Raw genomic sequence first — 20,071 nt, 5'->3', positions numbered from 1 at the left:
ATGACATCGCCAGTACTGGAGTTGCGCGGCATCGACAAGCGCTTCGCCGGCGTTCATGCGCTGCAGGACGTGAACCTTGCGCTCTATCCGGGCGAGGTTCACGCGCTCATGGGGCAGAACGGCGCGGGCAAGTCGACGCTCATAAAAGTGCTGACCGGCGTCGTGAGTCTCGACGCCGGCGAGATTCTGCTCGAGGGCCGCGCGATCCATCCCGATTCGCCGCTCGACGCGCAGAAGCTCGGCATCAGCACGGTCTATCAGGAAGTGAATCTGTGCCCGAACCTGTCGGTGGCGGAGAACATCTTCGCAGGCAATTTTCCGCGGCGCGGCGCGCTGCATGGCTATCGCATCGACTGGGATAAGACGGACGGGCAAGCGCGTGAGCTGCTTGCGCGCATCGGTCTCGATATCGACGTGACGCGTGTGCTGACGAGCTATTCGGTCGCCGTGCAGCAGATGGTCGCGATCGCGCGCGCGCTCAAGCTATCGTCCAAAGTGCTGATTCTCGACGAGCCGACCTCCAGCCTCGACGACGACGAAGTGCGCCGCCTCTTCGATGTACTGCGCCGCTTGCGCGAACAAGGGCTCGCGATTCTCTTCGTCACGCACTTTCTGAATCAGGTCTATGCGATCTCGGATCGCATCACGGTATTGCGCAACAGCCGGCGCGTCGGTGAATGGCCGACGAGCGAACTGGGCGCGCAGGCGCTCATCGCGGCGATGCTCGGCCGTGAGCTTGCCGCCGCGCAGGCGCGTCAGTCGCCGCCCGACGACATCGAAACGGCCACGCAGGAAACGGCGTTGCTCGATGCCACGCGACTCGGCCAGAAAGGCCAGCTTCAACCGCTCGATCTGCGCGTGCGCGCGGGCGAAGTGGTGGGCGTCGCGGGCCTGCTCGGTTCGGGGCGCACCGAACTCGCGAAGCTGCTCTTCGGCCTCGAGAAGCCCGACGAAGGCGAACTGCGCATCGATGGCATGCCGGTCTCCTTCACGACGCCCGCGCAGGCGATCCGTCACGGCATCGCGTTCTGTCCGGAAGAGCGCAAAGCGGACGGCATCGTCGCGGAGCTGTCGCTGCGCGAGAACATCGCGCTGGCGTTGCAGGCACGCATGGGCGCGCGGCGCTGCCTCACGCGCGCCGAACAGAACGCGCTCGCCGAACGCTTCGTGCGCGCGCTCGGCATCAAGGCCGCGACGCTCGACATGCCTATCGGTCTCTTGTCCGGCGGCAATCAGCAGAAGGCGCTCATCGCGCGGTGGCTCGCGACCGAGCCGCGCCTTCTGATTCTCGACGAGCCGACGCGCGGCATCGACGTCGCCGCGAAGCAGGAAATCATGGACGAAATACTCCGGCTCGCATCGACGGGCATGGCCGTGCTGTTCATTTCTTCGGAGATATCGGAGGTGGTGCGTATCGCGAATCGCATCGTCGTGTTGCGCGACCGGCGCAAGGTCGGCGAGTTGCCCGCCGGAACCAGCGAAGATACGGTATGCGAAATGATCGGAGCCGAACATGGATGACACCGCGCGCCGCATGACGCTTCGTTCGATGATGGAACATCGGCTCGGCTGGCCGATCGTCACGCTCGTGCTGCTGCTCGCGCTGAACGCTGCGTTCAATCCGGGCTTTCTGCATGTCGAGTGGCGCAACGGTCACGTCTACGGCAGTCTCGTCGATATCCTCAATCGCGCCGCGCCGCTCGCGGTCGTCGCGCTCGGCATGACCATCGTGATCGCCACGCGCGGCATCGATATCTCCGTCGGCGCGGTCGTCGCCATCGCGGGAGCGGTCGCCGCGTGGGCGATCGGCGGATCGGTCGCGGGCAACGTCACGCGCTTCCCGTTGCCTGTCGTGATCGTGGCGGCGCTTGGCGTCGCGTTGCTGTGCGGCTTGTGGAACGGCCTGCTCGTCGCGCGCGCGGGCATGCAGCCGATCATCGCGACGCTCATCCTGATGGTCGCGGGACGCGGCATCGCGCAGCTCATCACCAACGGTCAGATCATCACGATCTACTACACGCCCTACTTCTTCTTCGGCGGCGGCTATCTGCTCGGATTGCCGACATCGATATGGATCGTCGCGCTCGTGTTCGTGCTGCTGTATCTTGCGATCACGCGCACGGCGCTCGGCCTCTTCCTGCAGGCGATCGGCATCAATCCGACCGCCGCGCGCGTCGCGGGCGTGCAGGCGAAACGGCTCACGCTCGGCGCGTATGCATTCAGCGGTTTGTGCGCGGGCGTGGCGGGCATTCTCATCAGCTCGAACGTCAAGAGCGCCGACGGCAACAACGCGGGCCTCTTGCTCGAACTCGATGCGATCCTCGCCGTCACGCTCGGCGGCACCGCGCTCACGGGCGGTCGCTTTACGCTCGCGGGCAGCGTGATCGGCGCGCTCATCATCCAGACGCTCACGTATCTGATCTATTCGCTCGGCGTGCCTCCGGAGGTGAATCTCGTGGTGAAAGCCATCGTCGTGTTCGCGGTGATGATGCTGCAATCGGGCGAGTTCCGCGCGACGGTCGTGAAGTTCGCGCGCCGCCCTGCTATTGGCCGCAGCGAGGTGCGCCGATGAGTTCGCCCTTGCCCAAGCCGCCGGGCGTCACGCTTGCGCATCCTCGCGACGCCGCTGCACCGAAGCGCAGCTTCTCGACGAGCCGCTATCTGCCGCTCGCCGCGACAATCACGCTGTTCATCGCGATCTCGGTACTCGGCTCGGTGATGTACACCGGCTTCTTCTCGCCGCAGGTCTTTCTCAATCTGCTGATCGACAATGCGTTTCTGATCGTCGTCGCGGTAGGCGAGACCTTCGTGATTCTGTCGGGCGGCATCGACCTTTCGGTGGGATCGGTGATTGCGCTGACGACGATGGTGTCCGCCGCGCTCGTCGAAAAAGCGGGCTGGCATCCGCTCGTCGTGATCCCGCTCGTGCTCGCGATGGGCACCGCATTCGGCACGCTCATGGGCTGGCTCATCGCGCGCTTTCGCCTGCAGCCGTTCATCGTCACGCTGGCGGGCATGTTCCTCGCGCGCGGGCTGTGCTATCTCATCAGCATCGATTCGATCAGCATCACCGATCCGTGGTATGCGGCCGTATCGCAGATTCGCATACCGGTCATGAGCGGCGCGTCGCTCTCGCTCGGTGCGGTGATCGCGCTAGTCGTGCTCGCGGCCGCCGTGTTCATCGCGCATTACACGCCGTTCGGCCGCACCATTTATGCGGTCGGCGGCAATCCGCATTCGGCGCTTCTGATGGGCTTGCCGGTGAACGCCGCGACCATCGGTGCGTACGCGCTATCGGGCTTCTGTTCCGCGCTCGGCGGCGTGCTGTTCACGTTCTACATGCTCTCGGGATACGGCCTGCACGCGATGGGTCTCGAACTCGATGCGATCGCCTCGGTCGTCATCGGCGGAACGCTCTTGACGGGCGGCGTCGGCTATGTGATCGGCACGCTGTTCGGCGTGCTTCTTCTCGGCATCATTCAGACGCTGATCTCGTTCGACGGCTCGCTCAGTTCATGGTGGACGAAGATCGCGGTCGGCGCATTGCTGCTCGTGTTCTGTCTGTCGCAGCGCGCGTTCGGCGATCGCTCTGCGGCGAAGCGCTGACGACGTCATGGACTATCGTCATCCACAACCTCGCAAGAGCATGCACGCGCGCATCGTGCAGGAGCTCGGCATCGACATCGTGAGCGGCAAGCTCAGTCCCGGCGATCGCCTGCCCGCCGAAGCGAAGCTGTGCGAAGCCTATGGCGTGAGCCGGCCCGTGCTGCGCGAAGCGACGCGCGTGCTGGTCGCGAAAGGGCTCGTGCTGTCGAAGCCGCGTCTTGGCAGCGTCGTGCGTCCGCGCGATGAATGGCACACGCTCGATCCCGATGTCCTCTTCTGGACGATCACCAGCGTGCATGAAGGCGCGTTCTTTCAGTCGCTGCTCGTGGTGCGCAGGATCGTCGAGCCGGCGGCGGCCGCGCTCGCCGCATCGAATGCGACAGAGGAAGATGTCACGCGCATCCGCGATGCGTACGAGCGCATGTCGCATGCGCCGACGCCCGAGGCACTGCTTACGCCCGATCTGGAGTTTCATCGCGCGATCATGACGGCGACGCACAACGACATGCTGATGTATATCGGGCACATGTTATCGCTCGCGCTGTCGGAGTCGATCAAGTTGACGAGCCGTCATCCGGATACGCACGCGCTGTCCTTGCCGCGCCACAAGGCAATACTCACCGCGATCGCGAATCGCGATCCGCTCGGCGCGCGTCACGCGAGTCTCGTGCAACTCGACAATGCGCTCGCCGATGCCCAAAGCGTGTTGACGGCGGTTTATCAGGAGTAAGGCTTCAAGTATTGCGCCGCCACGCGTTGTCCTTCAGCGCGTTCGCGAGCGCATCGACGGACCATGCTTCATCGAGCGCCTGACGCAATAGCGCCTGCTGACTCTTCGGCGCAAGACCGCCGATGGGCGGATCGCGATCGAGGTTCGTCGGGAACGCGTAGCCTTCCGCGCACGCAGCGATGACCGCATCGATCTCCGCATCGCTCATGCTTTCCGTCGACTTGAAATCGAGCAGTACCGGATAGACCGATTCGCACATGCGCGCGCGATCGAGCGTTTCCATCGCGCGTCCATATGCCGATGACACCTGCAGCAGATTCGCCATGCGCTGCACGTCGCGCGTGCGGTTCGCGCCCGCGGCATGAAAGAGCGCGGGGCTGAAGAAAAGTGCATCGCCCTTTTCGAGCGGCAATTGAACGTGATGCGCTTCGAAATATTCGCGGAAGTCCGCGCGCCGCCACGCGAGATACCCTTGCGCATAGCGCTGCGAAAACGGCAGCAGCTTCGTCGGACCGCTTTCCACAGGCATGTCGCGATGTGCGACCGCGCCTTGCAGCGTGAGATACGGCGAGATCGCGTGAACATGCGCCGGATAGCGCCGCACTTCATCGGCAGTCTGGAAACCGAGGTGATAGTCGCGATGCGCCTGCTGCGCGTCGCCGCCCGGACGCACGACATTGACTTGCGATGTCATCTGAAAACCGGGGCCGAGCCATGCAAGCGCCGCGCATTCGATGAACCGGTTCGCAAAGTAACGCGCGAACACGCGCGGCGCGTGCAGACAGAGCTTTTCCTGCGCATTCCAGATACGATCGTTCGCGCCCGCCTTCGCGAAGTGATCGGCGGCACTCGCACCGCGTTCGCGCTCTTGCCGGATGATCGATTCGAAGATCGCGGCGGCCTCGTCGATAGGATCGACATCCGCATACGCATGCTTGAGCACGAACACGCCTGCGCCATCGCGCAGGACCGTGGCCCATTCCGCCTGCAACGCCATGCATGTCGATGAATCGTCCAGCGCGGGGGCGAGCGCGCCGCAGTCATATAACGGAATGCCGCGCTGAATGTGCGACGCGAATGTCAGCTTCGGTCGCGCGTCGCGCTCGAGCAGGCTCGCGAATTCATCGAGTGAGCAATCGCTTTCGGCGTACCAGTTCGTCTGATTCATGTCTCGCTCCGTTTTCGACAAGCATAGCGGCTGATGCTGCCGAATGCGCGGCACGAATGACGGCAGCCTACTTCAGCGGATCGTGGCCCCAGTTCATCAGCGAGTATCGCCAGTGCGAATGCTCGACTTCGTGCGGGCGCTGCGCGAGGTGCCGCTTGATGTAACCGACGACCTTGCGCATGTGCGCGTAGTCGTCTTCGCCGAGATCGGCCTTCTTCTTGCCGAGAATGTCGATGATATGCCGACCCGACTTGTGCCCCACCGATTCGCCGCCGCCGCTCTTCTGGCCGACTTCGCGCGACTCGTCGGTCGCGAGCCACTTTTCGAGTTGAGCGGGCGTCATGTTGACGAGATCCTTGAAGGTGCCGTAAGTCGCGCTGTCGTCATCGTGGTGCTGTGCGGTCATGAGTTGCCTCCGTCGTCGGCGATGTCATGCCCGCGATTCAGCAAGCATCACACCCGCTTCAGATACCGCTCAAGGAACTCGATGAATACGCGCACTTTCGCCGACAAATTCAGCCGCTCGGGATAGATTGCATAGATATCGGCGGGCGGCATCGACCAGTCGGTGAGCACGCGTTCGAGCGCGCCGGAATCGATAAACGACTGCGCGTCCCATTCGGAACGCGTCAGCACGCCGTGACCGTCGAGCGCCCAGCGCAGCGTCGCTTCGCCATCGTTGCTGCTCATCGTGCCGTGGACTTTCACCGTTTCGTGCCGCTTGCCCTTCGTGAAATGCCAGGTGCCGTACGCCGTGTCGTTCTCGCGCAGCACGATGCAGCGATGACCGCGCAGATCGTCCGGCTCCTTCGGCGTGCCATGCGCTTGCAGATACGCCGGCGCTGCGCATACGAAGCGCCGGTTCGCCGCGATCTTTCTGCCGACCACGCGCATGTCCGGCAATTCACCGAAGCGGATGCCGACATCGAACGCGAATTCGGCGAGATTCATCGGACGATCGGTGAGATCGAGCTGCACTTCGACATCCGGATATTGCCGACGAAACTCCGACAGCGCCGGCGCGATATGACGCCGCCCGAAGCCGAAGGTCGCGTTCACTTTCAACAGGCCGCGCGGCAGATCGCGGCTGCTCGACACCATGCGCTCCAGTTCCTGCACCTGTTCGAGCAGGCGCGAGCCGGTGCCGAGATAGAGCTCGCCTTCCTGCGTCATCGCGAGCCGCCGCGTCGTGCGGTTCAGCAGCTTCACGCCGAGACGCCGTTCGAGCTGGCTGAGGCGCGCGCTCACGGCGGGCGGTGTCACGCCGAGCTCGCGCGCGAGCGCCGACAAGCTGCCTTGCGTGACGAGCCGCGCGAAAAACTCCAGGTCGGCGATCGAGTCCATTTTTAAATTTGGCTTAACAATGGGTTAAGACAAGCTGCATTTTACGGTCTCCCTTATCGAATTACACTGGCTTCGACTTATCGGAGAAGCAAGAACGGAGACAGCATGGGACAGACGCTTTATCGGAAGATCGTGGACAGCCACACGGTTTTTCACGTCGACGATGAACACGTCGCGCTTTACGCCGACCTGCACATCATGAACGAGTACACGAGCCCGCAAGCATTCGCGGGACTCGCGCAAAAAAACCTGCCGGTGCGTTGCCCGGAAAAGCAGATGGGTGTCGTCGATCATGTGATTCCGACGCATCCCGTCGCGGTCGACAAGCGCACGATCATGATCGACGCCGCCGCGCAGCAGGCCGCGAACTTCACGCGCAACTGCGCGGAGCACGGCATCCATCTGTTCGATGTGCGCGACCGTGCGCAAGGCATCGAGCATGTGGTCGCGCCGGAGATCGGCCTGATTCGCCCCGGCATGGTCGTGCTGTGCGGCGACAGTCACACCACGACGTATGGCGCACTCGGTGCGCTGGGCTTCGGCATCGGCACATCGGAAGTGGAACATGTGCTCGCGACGCAGACGCTCGTCTATCGCGTCGCGAAGGACATGCGCATCGTCGTGGATGGCGCGCTGCCTCGCGGCACGACATCGAAGGATCTCGTGCTCTACATCATCGCGAAGATCGGTGCGCAGGGCGCGCGCGGTTACGTCGTCGAGTATGCGGGCAGCGCGATCGATGCGCTCTCCGCCGAGGCGCGCATGACCTTGTGCAACATGACCGTCGAAGCAGGTGCGCGCGGTGCGTTGATCGCCCCCGACGAGACGACGATTCGCTATGTCGCCGAGCGCATCGGAACCGATGCATTCGTCGCGCGATGGAAGCAGTTCGCGTCCGACGCCGACGCATCGTTCGACATCACGCATCGCTTCGATGCGCGCGATGTCGCGCCGTTCGTCACATGGGGCACGAGCCCGGATCAGGCCATCGCGATCGATGCGCGCATTCCCCGCCTCGCCGATGAACCGGTCGCGCAACGCAATGCATCGAAGGCGCTGGACTACATGGGACTCGATGCCAATCAGGCGATCGAGGGCCTCGCGATCGATCACGTATTCATCGGTTCATGCACGAACGCGCGCATCGAAGACTTGCGCGCCGTCGCCGATATCGTGCGCGGCCGCAAGGTCGCGCCTTCCGTGCGTGCGATGGTCGTGCCCGGTTCCGGCATGGTCCGCGAGCAGGCGGAACGCGAAGGCATCGCCAGCGCGCTGATCGAGGCGGGCTTCGAATGGCGTCAGCCTGGCTGCTCGATGTGCCTCGCGATGAACGACGACATCCTGCAACCCGGCCAGCGCTGCGCGTCCACGACCAACCGCAATTTCGAGGGTCGCCAGGGACGCGGCGCCCGCACCCATCTGATGAGTCCCGCGATGGCTGCCGCCGCCGCGCTCGCGGGCCGTATCGTCGACGTACGCAAGGAGCTGGAGCATGTCTGAACACGCAACATTGACCGGCATCGCCGCGCCGTTGCCGCTGAACAATCTCGACACCGACCAGATCATGCCGAAGCAGTTTCTGTTCGGCATCGACAAGTCCGGTCTCGCGCGCGGCGTTCTGTATGACTTGCGCTTCGATGCATCGGGCAACGCACGCAAAGACTTCGTGCTGAACAGGCCCGACTATGCGGGCGCGCGCATTCTCATCGCGGGCGCGAACTTCGGCTGCGGATCGAGCCGCGAGCACGCCGTATGGGGCTTGCAGCAAGCGGGAATCGATGCCGTTATCGCGCCGAGCTTCGGCGAAATCTTCTACTTCAACGCGCAGAACAATCGCTTGCTGCTGATCGCGCTCGATGAAGCCGTCGTCGCTGCATTGAGCGCGCTCGCGAGCGATGCAAAGACGAATCGGTTGACCATCGACGTCGCGAATCAACGCGTGAGCACGAGCGACGGCACGCACTACGCGTTCGATCTTCCGCAGCGACAGAAGCGCATGTTCATCGAAGGACTGGACATGATCGGCATGACGCTCGCCGACAGCGACGCGATCCGCTCATTCGAAGCGAAGCACGAGGCGCTGCGTCCGTGGATGAAGATCGATTTGCCCGCGCTACGCAACAAGCAAGCAGCGTAAGGCGAAAAAGAGACGCACGAGCGTCCATCGCCGCATCACTTCTCAATCAGGAGACACGATATGGAAAGCCCTTCGTTGCGCACGGGCGCGACGCCGCTCGGACTGCGCGCGCGCTTCTCGTTGATGACTATCGGCGGCATGCCGGTCGCGATGTTCGTCGCGCTCGCACTGGTGACGATACTCGCCGCCATCACCGGCAAATTGCCGAACGACATGATCGGCGGCTTCGCCGTGCTGATGTTATCGGGCCTGTTGCTCGGCGAAATCGGCAAACGCATTCCGGTGTTCAGGCATATCGGCGGGCCCGCGATTCTCTGTCTCTTCGTGCCTTCGGCGCTGCTCGGCTACAAGCTGATGGACGATGCCGCGCTCAAGGCCATCACCACGACAATGAAGACCGCGAACCTGCAATACCTCTATATCGCGTGTCTCGTCGCGGGCAGCATTCTCGGCATGAATCGCAAGATCCTGATTCAAGGCTTTCTGAAGATGTTCGTGCCATTGCTGGTCGGCACGGTGACGGCGATCGCGGCGGGCGTGCTAGTCGGACTGATGTTCGGCTATGACCCGAAGCACACGTTCTTCTATATCGTCATGCCGATTCTGGGCGGGGGCATCGGCGAAGGCATTCTGCCCTTGTCGATCGGTTATGCGGAAGTCACCGGCGCGGCGCAAGGTCATCTGATCGCGATGATGGTGCCCGCCGCGCTCATCGGCAACGTCGTCGCGATTCTCGCGAGCGGCTTGCTCAAGCGCTTCGGTGAGAAACATCGCGCATATAGCGGCGACGGCATGCTCGTGAAGAGCGGCGACGATCAGGCGCTGCTGAAGGAACAGAAAGCCGAGGCCGCGCTCGATCTGCGCCTGATGGGTTTCGGGCTGCTGCTCGGCTGCACGCTGTTCATTCTCGGCATGCTGCTCGCGCCCGTCACCGGCATTCCCGGACCCGTGCTGATGATCGTCGCAGCCGCCGTGCTGAAGGTCGTGCGCGCGATTCCCGAACGCATGGAGATCGGCGCGTATCAGATCTACAAGTTCATGTCGACGAATCTCACCTTCGCGATCCTCGTCGGACTGGGCACGCTCTTCGTGTCGTGGGACAAGCTCGTCGGCGCATTCTCGCCCGCGTACTTCGTGATCTGCGCGTCGACGGTCGCGGCGATGGTCGTATCGGGATTCTTCGTCGGCGCGTGGCTGAAGATGTATCCAGTCGAAGCGGCGATCATCACCGCTTGCCATAGCGGTCTCGGCGGCACCGGCGATGTCGCGATTCTGTCGTCGTCGAATCGCATGGGACTCATGCCCTTCGCGCAGATTTCGACGCGCATCGGCGGCGCGGGCATGGTCGTGTTCGCCACGCTGATGATGAAGTGGTTCGGCTGACGTGCATGCGGCGCGCGCGTCGCACGATTAGCGGTTCGGCGCGCGCGGAACGGGCAGGAAATGCAGCAAGGCCTTGAGCGTATAGATGACGATCATGGTCCCGGCAAGATCGCCGATGAACATCGCGAAGAATCGCGCGACGATATGCTCCGTATCGCCCTGAAGATAAAACCAGATGTTATGCAGCAGCGGACCGGCAAGCGCATAAGCGACGGTGAGCATCATCAATCTGCCCGCCGTCAGATTCGATAGCGACGCATCGAGTCCATAGATCTCGCGCGCGAGTCGATACACGGCATAAGGCGCGACGGTCGCAATGATGCCGCCGACGAAAGATCTCACCGGATCATTTGGAAAGAAATAAAAGAAATCGACGAGCCAGCTTGCGAAAAGCAGCCCGAGTGCGCCGTCCGCGCCCAACAACAGCGTGCTGAGCAGCCGAATGCCGGCCGGAAGATAAATCCAGTTCACGCCTCGCACGAACTCGGAATGAGTAAAGATTTCCTGATTGGCCCAGAGCGAGGTGATAAAGACGAGCGCCGTTCCGACGACGGAACATAAGCGAAGTTGAAGGGAAGACATTGGCGGCGTGCCAGTGAGCGGCGGTAAGGACGCACATCTTATCGCAGCACCGCGCGAATTCATGCGTCGCGCATCGTGCGCGTCTGGCCTTGCGCTCTTCCGCCGTAATTCGCCGACGATTCGAGTTTGGCCGCGATGCGCTCCAGTTCGTTCAGAAGCGATTCGAGCTCCGTGCGCTGAAGCGGCGCGATGGCGGGCGCATGCTGCAATTCCTCGATGCGCTCGCGCCAGTACGAAACGGGCCACGCCGCGCTGCGATGCCAGTGGCGCGAGCGGATCATCCTCGCGAGATGTTCGATCTCCTGCTCGATGAAATGCGCCGTGATGTAGTTGTTATCGCGTTCCTGAACCACGCCCCTGCCCTCCCGGGAAATCGCTCGGGCAATAGCGAAACGCGCTCACTCGTCCGCTCTTCGTATTGCTCCCTTGTATTGCGACCTTGTATTGCGACCTTGTATTGCGACCTTGCTCGACGCACCATCCTAGCACTTACTTATCAATTTGATAAATAGATCGTCGATTGTGGTTTGCCGTATATCGCGAATGCTATGATCGGTTCGTTCCCTAAAAGCGATTTCTTCATGGCCAAAAAGAGCGTGTTCGATGCCTATTTCCGCTTCCTGAATCTGGCTCAGGCAGTGCAGGCATTGCCTTCGGTGCCGAAGCTCGATGCTGCCGAAGAACGCTTGCTCGAAGCGCTCACGGCGTCGTGGCACGCGGGCCATGCGCTGACGGTCACGGAGACGATGGCGCTGTCTATCGCGGGCGCGCCGGCGACGGTGCATCGCAAGCTGACGAACCTCAGAAAGCAAGGCCTCGTATCCGTCGATGAAAGCAGCGACGATCTGCGCATCAAGACCGTCGTGCCGACGCGAAAAGCACTGGATTACTTCGAGAAGCTCGCGGCGTGCCTCGATGAGGCGAAGAAGAGACGCTGAGAATCAGAACCGGTCGATCATGCCAACCTGCACGCCGCGCACCGGCGCGCCGGGATAAGCCGCCGGAATCCCGACTACGTTCACGCCGCGCAGCGTGAAGGTCGCGTCGCCATGATTGCGCAGCATCGCGCCGCTCGCGTAAAGCAGCACCTTCGGCGAGAGATCGTATTCGCACGCAACGCTGAACTGGTCAGCGTCGTTATCGCTGCCCGAGCGATCGCGTGCATACGCATAGCCGAGCGATGCGCGCAGGCGCGGCGTCACCGCGTAGCGCATCGAGACCGAAAGACCGTCGTTGTGATAGCGCGGCGACCCGCCATCGCCGTTGAAGTACGAGAGGAAGGCCGTCGTCTTGCCGAAGCGATACGACACGCCGCCGAGATTCGCACGCAAGCCGGTGTCGCCTTGCGTGTCCTGATGCGCGTACGAAATGCGAAACGGCCCGCTGTGATACGCGAACGTCTCGTAGTTCCCCGATAGCCCGTTGCCGTTGCCGCTATCGCGCAATGCGACCATGAGCGTCGTCGTGAAGCCGTGAAAATCGGGCGACAGATACGTGATGCCGTTATTCGTGTAAGGCGTGATCTTCGACAGATTGTTGAGCCCCGACGCGATCGTGCCCGCACCGAATGCATCGAGTCCGCCCTTGAACGGAATGTAGATCGGCGAATACTGCCGGCCGAAGCGCAACTCGCCCCACGGCGCGCCGAGCCCGATCCACGCCTGTCGATTGAAGATCGTGTTGGCCGTCGCGAAGGTGCCGTCGGCGGAACTGAAGCCGCTTTCCAGATCGAAGAACAGACGCGTATCGCCGCTCAATTGCTCGTAGCCGCGCAAGCCGAAGCGCGAGCCGCGATACGCGCCCGAGTCCATGCGCGGAGTCCACGACGAGCCCGGGTTCGTCACTTCGATGCTCGTATCGATGCTGCCGTACAAGGTCACGGCGCTCTGCGCATGCGCGGACGTTGCGCCGATGCCGCACAGCATCGATACAGCCAGCAGGCACATGAAAGTGTTGGTCAGACGCATGAAATCTTCGGTTCGTACGATCAGCGGTTCAATGCATACGCGATGACGTAATCGCCACGATCCGGCGATTGCCGCGCGCCGCCCGCCGAAATCAGCACGTATTGCTTGCCCGTCTTCGGCGACACATAGCTCATCGGACCGCCCTGGCTTCCGACCGGCAAGCGCGCCTTCCACACTTCCTTGCCGGTGGCGCTGTCGAACGCACGCAGATAATAGTCCTGCGTGCCCGCGATGAACACGAGGCCGCCTTGCGTCGCGAGCGTGCCGCCGAGCGTCGGCATGCCGATGGGCATCTTCACGCGCATCTTGATGCCGAACGGACCCGTATCCTGCACGGTGCCGACGGGCACTTGCCACACGATCTTTTGCGTCTTCAGATCGACCGCGGAGAGCGTGCCGAACGGCGGCTTCTGGCACGGAATGCCGAGCGGCGACATGAAGCGGTTCTTGTTCACGGCATACGGCGTGCCCTTCAGCGGCACCGCGCCCATGCCCGTGTTGACGGCTTCGCCGCCGTTGCTCGCGGGCGCGCTGTCGGTCTTTTGCGGAATCATCTGCACCCAGAGACCGAGGCGCATGTCGTTCACGAAGACGACGTGATGATTCGGATCCGTCGACAGGCTGCCCCAGTTCATGCCGCCGAGCGATCCCGGGAAGCTCAGCGAGACGTCGGTGTCGGGGGCGGTGAAGAGGCCGTCATAGCGCATCGACTTGAAGCTGATGCGGCACATCAACTGATCGAACGGCGTCGCGCCCCACATGTCCGATTCCTTCAGCGTGTCCGCGCCGATCGTCGGCATGCCGGCCGAGAACGGCTGCGTCGAAGAGTACTGTTCCTGCGCGATCGTGCCCGTCTTCACCTTGCGTTCTTCGACGCGCGTAAGCGGCTTGCCCGTCATGCGGTCGAGCACGAAGATCTGACCGGATTTCGTGCCGAACACGACCGCAGGCTTCGTCGATCCATCCTTCTCGGGAAAGTCGACGAGGCTCGGCTGCATCGGAACGTCGAAGTCCCACAGATCGTTGTGGACCGTCTGGTACACCCACTTTTCCTTGCCGGTGGTCGCATCGAGCGCGAGGATCGACGTCGCGTACTTGTGATCCAGCGGCGTGCGATTGCCGCCCCACAAGTCCACCGACGAGCTGCCCATCGGGATGAAGACAGTGTTCATCGCGGCGTCGTAGGACATCGGCGCCCACGAGTTCGGCGTGCTGCGCGCGTAAGTCTGACCCGGTTGCAGGCGCGCGTTGGGGTCGTCGTGGCCCGGATCGAACGCCCAGCGCATCTCGCCGGTAATGACGTCGAAGCCGCGCAATACGCCGCCCGGCATGTCGGTCTGCACGTTGTCGGCCACGCGTCCGCCCACCACGACCGTCGTGCCCGCGAGCGTCGGCGCCGACGTGAGCTGATACTTCGGATCGTCGGCCGCGCCGAGACCCGCTTTCAGGTTCACGAAGCCGTGTTCGCCGAAGCCTTCGCACAGCGCGCCGGTGTCGGCATCGATGGCGACGAGACGCGCATCGATCGTGTTCATCAGCAAGCGGCGCTGGCAGCTTGCGCCCGCCGCGATGGAAACGGGGGTCACAGGCGTCGAACCGTTTATCGTCGGTTGCGCCACAGGTTTCGTCGCATCGAAATACGCAAGGCCGCGACAGCGGTTCCAGACCTGCGCCCGCGCGTTGATCTCGCGCTTCCAGATCTGCTTGCCGCTGTCGGCATCGACGGCGATCACGTTGTTGTGCGGCGTGCACAGGTAGAGGCGGTCGCCGATCTGCAGTGGCGTCTCCTGATCTTCCGCGCCGTTGCCGGTCGGGCTTTCGGGGACATCGCCCGTATGGAAGGTCCACGCGACACGCAGATCCTTCACGTTATCGCGCGTGATCTGATCGAGCGCCACGAAGCGGCTGCCGCCGGCCGTGTTGCCGTAGTTGCTCCAGTCCTTCTGCGCGTGCTCCTTCGCGACGGGCACGAGCGGCGTTTCATTGCCATCGGATGCGACGGTCGGATGCGGCTCGAACATCTGCACGAAGGTAACGAGCATGCAAAGCGCGATGACGCCAGCGAACGCATACGCGCGCTTCGACGCGGGCTTGCCGGTCTCATGCGTGCGCAACGATGGCCACGTAAGCAGCGCGAGCATCATGAAGCCGGCCGGCAGCATCAGCCGCGACACGAGCGGCCAGAAATCGAAACCGCCGTCGATGGGCGCCCACACGAGCGTGCCGATAAATACCGCGCCGAAGGCGAGCACAGCCGACGACTTCGCCCGCATGAACTGCACCGCGGATACGACGATAACCGCTCCCGCGATCACGAAATACGCGCTGCCGTGCAGAAGCGCGAGCTTTGCGCCGCCGACGACGAAAATCAGACCAGTGGCCAGCAGCGCGAGGCCCAGCACAACACACCCTGCTCTCAGCGCGGCTGAAAGACGGGCTTTACTCGTAGACATCGAAATCTTCTCCAGGAATCTGCCATGCGATCCGGCTTCGGCGACGAACAGGAATGCCGCGGCCGTATCGCACCGCGCGATGAAAGCGTTCCGTGAAGTCGATACCGCGACACGCGAGAAGCGGCGACGCATGCACGCGTGCGCCGATGTGCGCGGCTGGATCGCATGTCCCGCGCGATCAGTCAGACCGGCCGGGGCATTAGCGTAAACCCGTGCATTCTAACCAGATAGTTAAATTTCTGCATAGTTCGCACGAATGCAGCGCGGCGCAGGCTCACACGTCGTGCTCGGTCGCGAACGCTTGTCCTTCTTGTTCGAGCCATGCGCGAAACAGCACGATCAGATCGTGCCCCGCTTTCTCATCGGCGACATACGTGCAATAGCTTCGCGACGGCAAACGCGGCCCGTCGAATGGCGCGACGAGACGGCCTGACGCGAGATCGTCGGCGACGAGCGCGGTCGGGCCCATCGCGATGCCCATGCCATCGACAGCGGCCTGCAAGGTCAGATAGAAGTGATCGAAGGTGAGCACCGCCGCTGGCGTGAGCGCCGCGATGCCCGCCTGCGCGAGCCAATCCGGCCAGACGCGCGGCAAGCTCGACGTGTGCAGCAGCGTGTGCCGCCGCAAGTCTTCAGGCGTCTGCAAAGGAAGACGTTTGGACAGCGTGGGGCTGCACACCGGCAGACGTTCCTCTTCGAGAAAGCGCCGCATCACGTAACCGTAAAACGTGTCGGGGCCGCCGCGAATCACGATGTCGTATGTGTCCTTCAGGCTTTCTACCGGTTCGTTCGATGTCTCTATCCTGACTTCCACATCGGGATGACGCGCGCGAAATTGTTCGAGCCTCGGCACGAGCCAGCGCAACGTGAACGTAGCGGGCGCATTCACGGTGAGCGTGCGCGACAGGGCCTCGGACACGCCATAGCGCGCCGTGGCCTGCGAGAGCCGATCGAAGAGCGGACCGATTTGCGCGAGATAAACGCGCGCCGCCGGGGTCAACACCACACGCCGGTTATGACGCTCGAACAGGGGTGCGCCGAGCCACGCTTCGAGCAAACGCACTTGCTGGCTGATCGCCCCGTGCGTGACATGCAGCTCGGCGGCGGCTTCCTTGAAGCTACCGAGTCGCCCAGCGGCTTCGAAAGCGCGCAACGCATTGAGTGAAGGCAATGCCGGTCTCATTCGCAAGAGCTTTTCTAACGCGACGATGCAATTTATATGCTTTGTGGGCGGCTCACAAGATAGTTATTCTAGTAACTATCCGTCATATAACCGACATAAGAAAGCATGTTCACCTACACCGGCGGTGTCGTTCTCTTGGCAGCCGTGCTCCACGCAAGCTGGAACGCGATGCTCCATGGCAACCGCGACCGGTTCCTCTCGATGACGTGGATGAGCATCGCGATCGGCGCCGTGTCCGCGATCGTCGTCTTCTATCTGCCGATGCCCGCGAAAGCCGCGTGGCCCTACATCGTCGCGTCGGGGCTCGTGCATATCGTCTACAACGTGAGCCTCGTGCGCTCGTATCGGCGCGGCGATCTCGCGCAGGCTTATCCGATCGCGCGCGGATCGTCGCCGATGCTCGTCACGCTCGGCGCGGCCATCTTCGCGCACGAGGCGATCGGCCTGCTGCATGCGCTCGGGATCGTGCTGATCTCGGGCGGCATCATCGCGCTGGCATTGCAGGGCGGCCGCGTATCGCGCGCGGGGGTGCTCGCCGCGTTGACGACGGGCGTGACCATCGCGATCTACACGGTGATCGACGGCATCGGCGTGCGTCTGTCCGATGGCGAAGCGCTCACCTACACCGCGTGGATGTTCATGTTCTATTGGTTCATGCCGATGATTTTCGTCGCGAAACGCGGGCCCGCGGCGCTATGGACGCCCGTGAAGCGAGCGCCGATGGCCGTGGGTTCGTCGCTCGCGGGCGGCCTCGTGTCGATCGCGGCTTACGGCATCGTGATCTGGGCGATGCAATCCGGCGCGATGGGCACGGTCTCCGCGTTGCGCGAAACGAGCGTCGTGTTCGCGGCGCTCATCGGGCGCGTGTTCCTTCAGGAAGCCGTCAGCGCGAGGCGCTGGCTCGCCTGCGTGGTGGTCGCGGTCGGGGCGGTTTGCCTGGGGCTCTGACCGCTCTGCGTTATTTCGTCCGTAAGGCACATCTCGCGAACTGAGGGAAAAGCCGGCCTTTGATCGGCGAATCGGGATTGCGGAAGGTTCGATAAATTGCTCATCGTGGCATTGGGCCCGATGGCGAATACCGAATCGAGAAGAACCTTGCAACCCGTACACGAATGGCACACGGCGCCTCTGCCCGCCGACGAAGCGAAGCGGCTCCAGTTGCTGCGCAGTCTCGACCTGCTCGACACGCCACAGGAAGAAGTGTTCGACCGCGTAACGCGCGTCGTCGCCGAGCTGTTGCAGGTGCCGATCGCGCTGGTATCGCTCGTCGATGAACATCGGCAATGGTTCAAGTCGCGTGTCGGACTCGATGTATGCGAAACCGCGCGCGACGTGTCGTTCTGCGCGCACGCGCTTCACTCCGAACGTCTGCTGCTCGTCGAGGACGCTCACGCGGATGCGCGCTTCGCCGGCAATCCGCTCGTCAGGGGCGCGCCACACATCCGCTTCTATGCGGGCGTGCCGTTGCGCTCGTCCAGAGGTCTCGTGCTCGGCACGCTTTGCGCGATCGACACGAAGCCGCGCAAACTCACGGCAAGCACGCAGGCCGCGCTGTGCGATCTCGCGGCGACCGTCGAGCGCGAGATCGTGCAGCGCGAAGCCGCGCGCGAAACGCGTGAGATTCAGGAAGCCGACCGCCGCAAGCTGCGCCTGTCCGAGACGCGCTTTCATACGATCTTCGAACAGACGCCGACGGGCAAGGCTATCGTCGATCTGGAGGGCCGCTTCGTCGAAGTGAATCCGAAGCTGTGCGAAATTACCGGTTATAGCGCCGATGAACTCGTCACGATGACCTTTCAGCAGATCACCGACGAAGCGGATCTGTCGGCCGATCTGCAACTCGTCGCGGAACTGCTCGACGGCACGAGCAAGACGTATACGCTGGAAAAACGATATCGCCGCCGTAACGGCGAGCCGGTTTGGGTCGAGCTTTCCGTCGCGCTGATTCGGGACGAACGCGGCGAGCCGCTGCATTTCGTGAGCGTCGCGCACGACATCTCGAGCCGCAAATACAGCGAACAGGTGTTGCGCGATTATCGGCAGGAACTGGAGCGCCGCGTGCTCGAACGCACGCGCGAGCTCACCAGCAATCGCGCCGCGCTGCAGACGATCACGGACAATCTGCCCGTTCTCATCGCACACGTCGATGCTGACCTGCGCTATCGCTTCAACAATCAGGTGTATCGCGAGGTGTTCGGCGTCGAGCCTTCGGCGTTGCGTGGCAAGACCGTGCGCGACACGATCGGCGCGTCGACCTTCGAGCGCTGTCTGCCTTACTTTCGCCGCGTGCTCGCCGGCGAACGCGTGACGCACGAGGACATCGTCTATGAAGGCGCGCCGAGCCGCGTCTGGAACGCGACGTATATTCCCGAGTTTCAGCGCGAGGAAATTGCCGGTTTCTACATCATGTCGCAGGACATCACCGAGACCAAGCGGCGCGAAAATCAGATGCGCTCCGAAGTCATGCTGGACGCGCTCACGGGCCTGCCGAACCGGCGCGCGCTCGCCGAGCAACTCGCGCTTTCCGTCGATGCCGCCCGCGATGACGCCGTGCCTTTCGCGCTCTTCTTCATGGACCTCGACGGCTTCAAGAGCATCAACGATCAGCACGGTCACGACGTCGGCGACGCGCTGTTGATACAGGTGGCCGCGCGCCTGAAAAAGACGACGCGCGCGGGCGATCTCGTCTGCCGCCTCGCCGGCGATGAATTCGTGCTGCTGGCGCGCGGGATTTCGTCATCGAGTGCATGCAGCCGCATCGCGCAGGACATTTGCCGCGCGATCGGACGGCCGTTCGAACTCGGCCGCGTCGAAGCGCATCTCGGCACGAGCGTCGGCATCGCGATGTGCGCGGGCGGCTTCGACACGTCCGCCGAAGCGATGCTCGGCGACGCGGATCGCGCGATGTACGAAGCGAAGCGCAAGGGGCGCAACGGCTTTCGCTTCGCATCCGTCGCGGCGGACGTCGCGCCGACGATCAACAACTATCTCGATGCCGATCGCCGCAGCGCCGTGCATCACTGACTTCCACGATATGCAATGAAGGTCCGTTTCACGAAAACGCGCGCTGCATGGCAGCATGCCGCGAGTTGCATATTGGAGAATGGGCTTTCTCATCATGGGAACCCGCAACTAGAGCATTGATTTACTTCGATAAATATTTGCTTCGCGGCCTCACGCCTCGTCGCCGGCCGCGTCCCTTTCTTCGCTAACCTCTTATACAAGAGGCGCACGTTCGCCAATGCGAACCGCCCGGTGCTTTCCAATCAAGCTGGAGAAACGCGATGCAGAATGTCTATGTCGAACCGATGCCGAAGGGCCAGTGGGGACCGATCGACGGTTACGCGCTCGAATTCCCTGACGGTACGAGAATGACGCAGCAGAGTTATCGTTCGGAGCGGCTCGCCGTCGATGAAATCAAGCTGCGCGGCTATGCGCCCATGGTTGCGAAGGTACGCGTGACCGACAAGACCGTCGACGAACACTGGGAAGCCGTCGAATAAGACCGTCAGCGCGCT

Annotated in this window: 19 protein-coding genes; 11 read left to right on the top strand and 8 right to left on the bottom strand. The window is 62.9% G+C overall.

The genetic code is table 11. The features are described from left to right. From NCS03_RS25855 to NCS03_RS25840, 4 genes are read left to right on the top strand one after another with little or no spacing between them, the layout of a single operon-like run. The gene (locus NCS03_RS25855) at window positions 1-1,521 is read left to right on the top strand and encodes a sugar ABC transporter ATP-binding protein (RefSeq protein ID WP_250530081.1); all 1,521 of its coding nucleotides are present in this window, start codon (window positions 1-3) and stop codon (window positions 1,519-1,521) included. Further along, a complete protein-coding gene (locus NCS03_RS25850) occupies window positions 1,514-2,572 on the top strand; it encodes an ABC transporter permease (protein WP_175980224.1) in 1,059 nt (352 codons plus the stop codon). The genes NCS03_RS25855 and NCS03_RS25850 overlap by 8 nt, the downstream gene beginning before the upstream one ends. Further along, window positions 2,569-3,606 (top strand): galactofuranose ABC transporter, permease protein YjfF, encoded by a 1,038-nt coding sequence (gene yjfF, locus NCS03_RS25845; RefSeq protein WP_008346364.1) that lies wholly within the window; start codon window positions 2,569-2,571, stop codon window positions 3,604-3,606. Before NCS03_RS25850 ends, yjfF begins: the two co-directional genes overlap by 4 nt. 7 nt (window positions 3,607-3,613) lie before the next feature. Then, on the top strand, window positions 3,614-4,336 hold the full coding sequence (locus tag NCS03_RS25840) for a FadR/GntR family transcriptional regulator (protein ID WP_033536016.1): 723 nt from the start codon (window positions 3,614-3,616) through the stop codon (window positions 4,334-4,336). A 4-nt stretch (window positions 4,337-4,340) separates the two neighbouring features. Here the strand turns inward: NCS03_RS25840 and NCS03_RS25835 are convergent, their stop codons facing one another. The 3 genes from NCS03_RS25835 to NCS03_RS25825 all read right to left on the bottom strand — a co-directional run bounded on the left by NCS03_RS25835 (window position 4,341) and on the right by NCS03_RS25825 (window position 6,848). Continuing rightward, window positions 4,341-5,504 carry a phytanoyl-CoA dioxygenase family protein gene (locus NCS03_RS25835; RefSeq protein ID WP_175980225.1) on the bottom strand — a complete coding sequence of 388 codons (1,164 nt, stop codon included), beginning with the start codon at window positions 5,502-5,504 and terminating at the stop codon, window positions 4,341-4,343. A 67-nt stretch (window positions 5,505-5,571) separates the two neighbouring features. Further along, the gene (locus tag NCS03_RS25830; protein ID WP_250530080.1) at window positions 5,572-5,910 is read right to left on the bottom strand and encodes a DUF3140 domain-containing protein; all 339 of its coding nucleotides are present in this window, start codon (window positions 5,908-5,910) and stop codon (window positions 5,572-5,574) included. 47 nt (window positions 5,911-5,957) lie between these two features. Further along, entirely contained in the window at window positions 5,958-6,848 is an 891-nt protein-coding gene (locus NCS03_RS25825; RefSeq protein WP_239295314.1) for a LysR family transcriptional regulator, read from the bottom strand. Window positions 6,849-6,953: 105 nt separating this feature from the next. Here NCS03_RS25825 and leuC point away from each other — a divergent pair, with 105 nt between their 5' ends. Genes leuC through NCS03_RS25810 form a run of 3 tightly spaced genes read left to right on the top strand, consistent with a single transcriptional unit; the run spans window position 6,954 to window position 10,368 of the window. Then, window positions 6,954-8,348 carry a 3-isopropylmalate dehydratase large subunit gene (gene leuC, locus NCS03_RS25820; protein ID WP_250530079.1) on the top strand — a complete coding sequence of 465 codons (1,395 nt, stop codon included), beginning with the start codon at window positions 6,954-6,956 and terminating at the stop codon, window positions 8,346-8,348. After that, on the top strand, window positions 8,341-8,985 hold the full coding sequence (gene leuD / locus NCS03_RS25815) for a 3-isopropylmalate dehydratase small subunit (RefSeq protein ID WP_250530078.1): 645 nt from the start codon (window positions 8,341-8,343) through the stop codon (window positions 8,983-8,985). The genes leuC and leuD overlap by 8 nt, the downstream gene beginning before the upstream one ends. Window positions 8,986-9,045: 60 nt before the next feature. After that, entirely contained in the window at window positions 9,046-10,368 is a 1,323-nt protein-coding gene (locus tag NCS03_RS25810; RefSeq protein ID WP_250458791.1) for a 2-hydroxycarboxylate transporter family protein, read from the top strand. A 27-nt stretch (window positions 10,369-10,395) separates the two neighbouring features. On the opposite strand, the gene NCS03_RS25805 is transcribed toward NCS03_RS25810, so the two are convergent. Together NCS03_RS25805 and NCS03_RS25800 are read right to left on the bottom strand one after the other, a co-directional pair. Then, a complete protein-coding gene (locus tag NCS03_RS25805; protein ID WP_175980231.1) occupies window positions 10,396-10,950 on the bottom strand; it encodes a hypothetical protein in 555 nt (184 codons plus the stop codon). 59 nt (window positions 10,951-11,009) lie between these two features. Next, window positions 11,010-11,303: a hypothetical protein gene (locus NCS03_RS25800; protein ID WP_250530077.1), complete on the bottom strand. Its 294-nt coding sequence runs from the start codon at window positions 11,301-11,303 to the stop codon at window positions 11,010-11,012. 228 nt (window positions 11,304-11,531) lie between these two features. Here NCS03_RS25800 and NCS03_RS25795 point away from each other — a divergent pair, with 228 nt between their 5' ends. Next, window positions 11,532-11,888, top strand: coding sequence for a MarR family transcriptional regulator (locus NCS03_RS25795; RefSeq protein ID WP_033536044.1), 357 nt, complete (start codon window positions 11,532-11,534; stop codon window positions 11,886-11,888). 3 nt (window positions 11,889-11,891) lie between these two features. Here NCS03_RS25795 and NCS03_RS25790 read toward each other — a convergent pair whose 3' ends face one another. The 3 genes from NCS03_RS25790 to gcvA form a co-directional block, all read right to left on the bottom strand. Then, window positions 11,892-12,917 (bottom strand): porin, encoded by a 1,026-nt coding sequence (locus NCS03_RS25790; RefSeq protein ID WP_250530076.1) that lies wholly within the window; start codon window positions 12,915-12,917, stop codon window positions 11,892-11,894. A 20-nt stretch (window positions 12,918-12,937) separates the two neighbouring features. Next, entirely contained in the window at window positions 12,938-15,370 is a 2,433-nt protein-coding gene (locus NCS03_RS25785; protein WP_250530075.1) for a glucose/quinate/shikimate family membrane-bound PQQ-dependent dehydrogenase, read from the bottom strand. Window positions 15,371-15,644: 274 nt separating this feature from the next. After that, window positions 15,645-16,553 carry a transcriptional regulator GcvA gene (gene gcvA, locus NCS03_RS25780; RefSeq protein ID WP_175980234.1) on the bottom strand — a complete coding sequence of 303 codons (909 nt, stop codon included), beginning with the start codon at window positions 16,551-16,553 and terminating at the stop codon, window positions 15,645-15,647. 105 nt (window positions 16,554-16,658) lie between these two features. On the opposite strand from gcvA, the gene NCS03_RS25775 reads away from it, so the two are divergent. From NCS03_RS25775 to NCS03_RS25765, 3 genes are all read left to right on the top strand, one after another. Further along, entirely contained in the window at window positions 16,659-17,501 is an 843-nt protein-coding gene (locus tag NCS03_RS25775; protein WP_250458785.1) for an EamA family transporter, read from the top strand. A 147-nt stretch (window positions 17,502-17,648) separates the two neighbouring features. Continuing rightward, on the top strand, window positions 17,649-19,577 hold the full coding sequence (locus NCS03_RS25770) for a bifunctional diguanylate cyclase/phosphodiesterase (protein WP_250530074.1): 1,929 nt from the start codon (window positions 17,649-17,651) through the stop codon (window positions 19,575-19,577). Window positions 19,578-19,837: 260 nt separating this feature from the next. Next, window positions 19,838-20,056, top strand: coding sequence for a hypothetical protein (locus NCS03_RS25765; protein WP_008346335.1), 219 nt, complete (start codon window positions 19,838-19,840; stop codon window positions 20,054-20,056). Window positions 20,057-20,071 lie beyond the last annotated feature (15 nt).

This window comes from Caballeronia sp. ATUFL_F1_KS4A, assembly GCF_023630905.1.
GTDB lineage: Bacteria > Pseudomonadota > Gammaproteobacteria > Burkholderiales > Burkholderiaceae > Caballeronia > Caballeronia zhejiangensis.
Note: the sequence above shows the minus strand (reverse complement) of the source record. Positions and strands in the feature narration are given on the sequence as shown.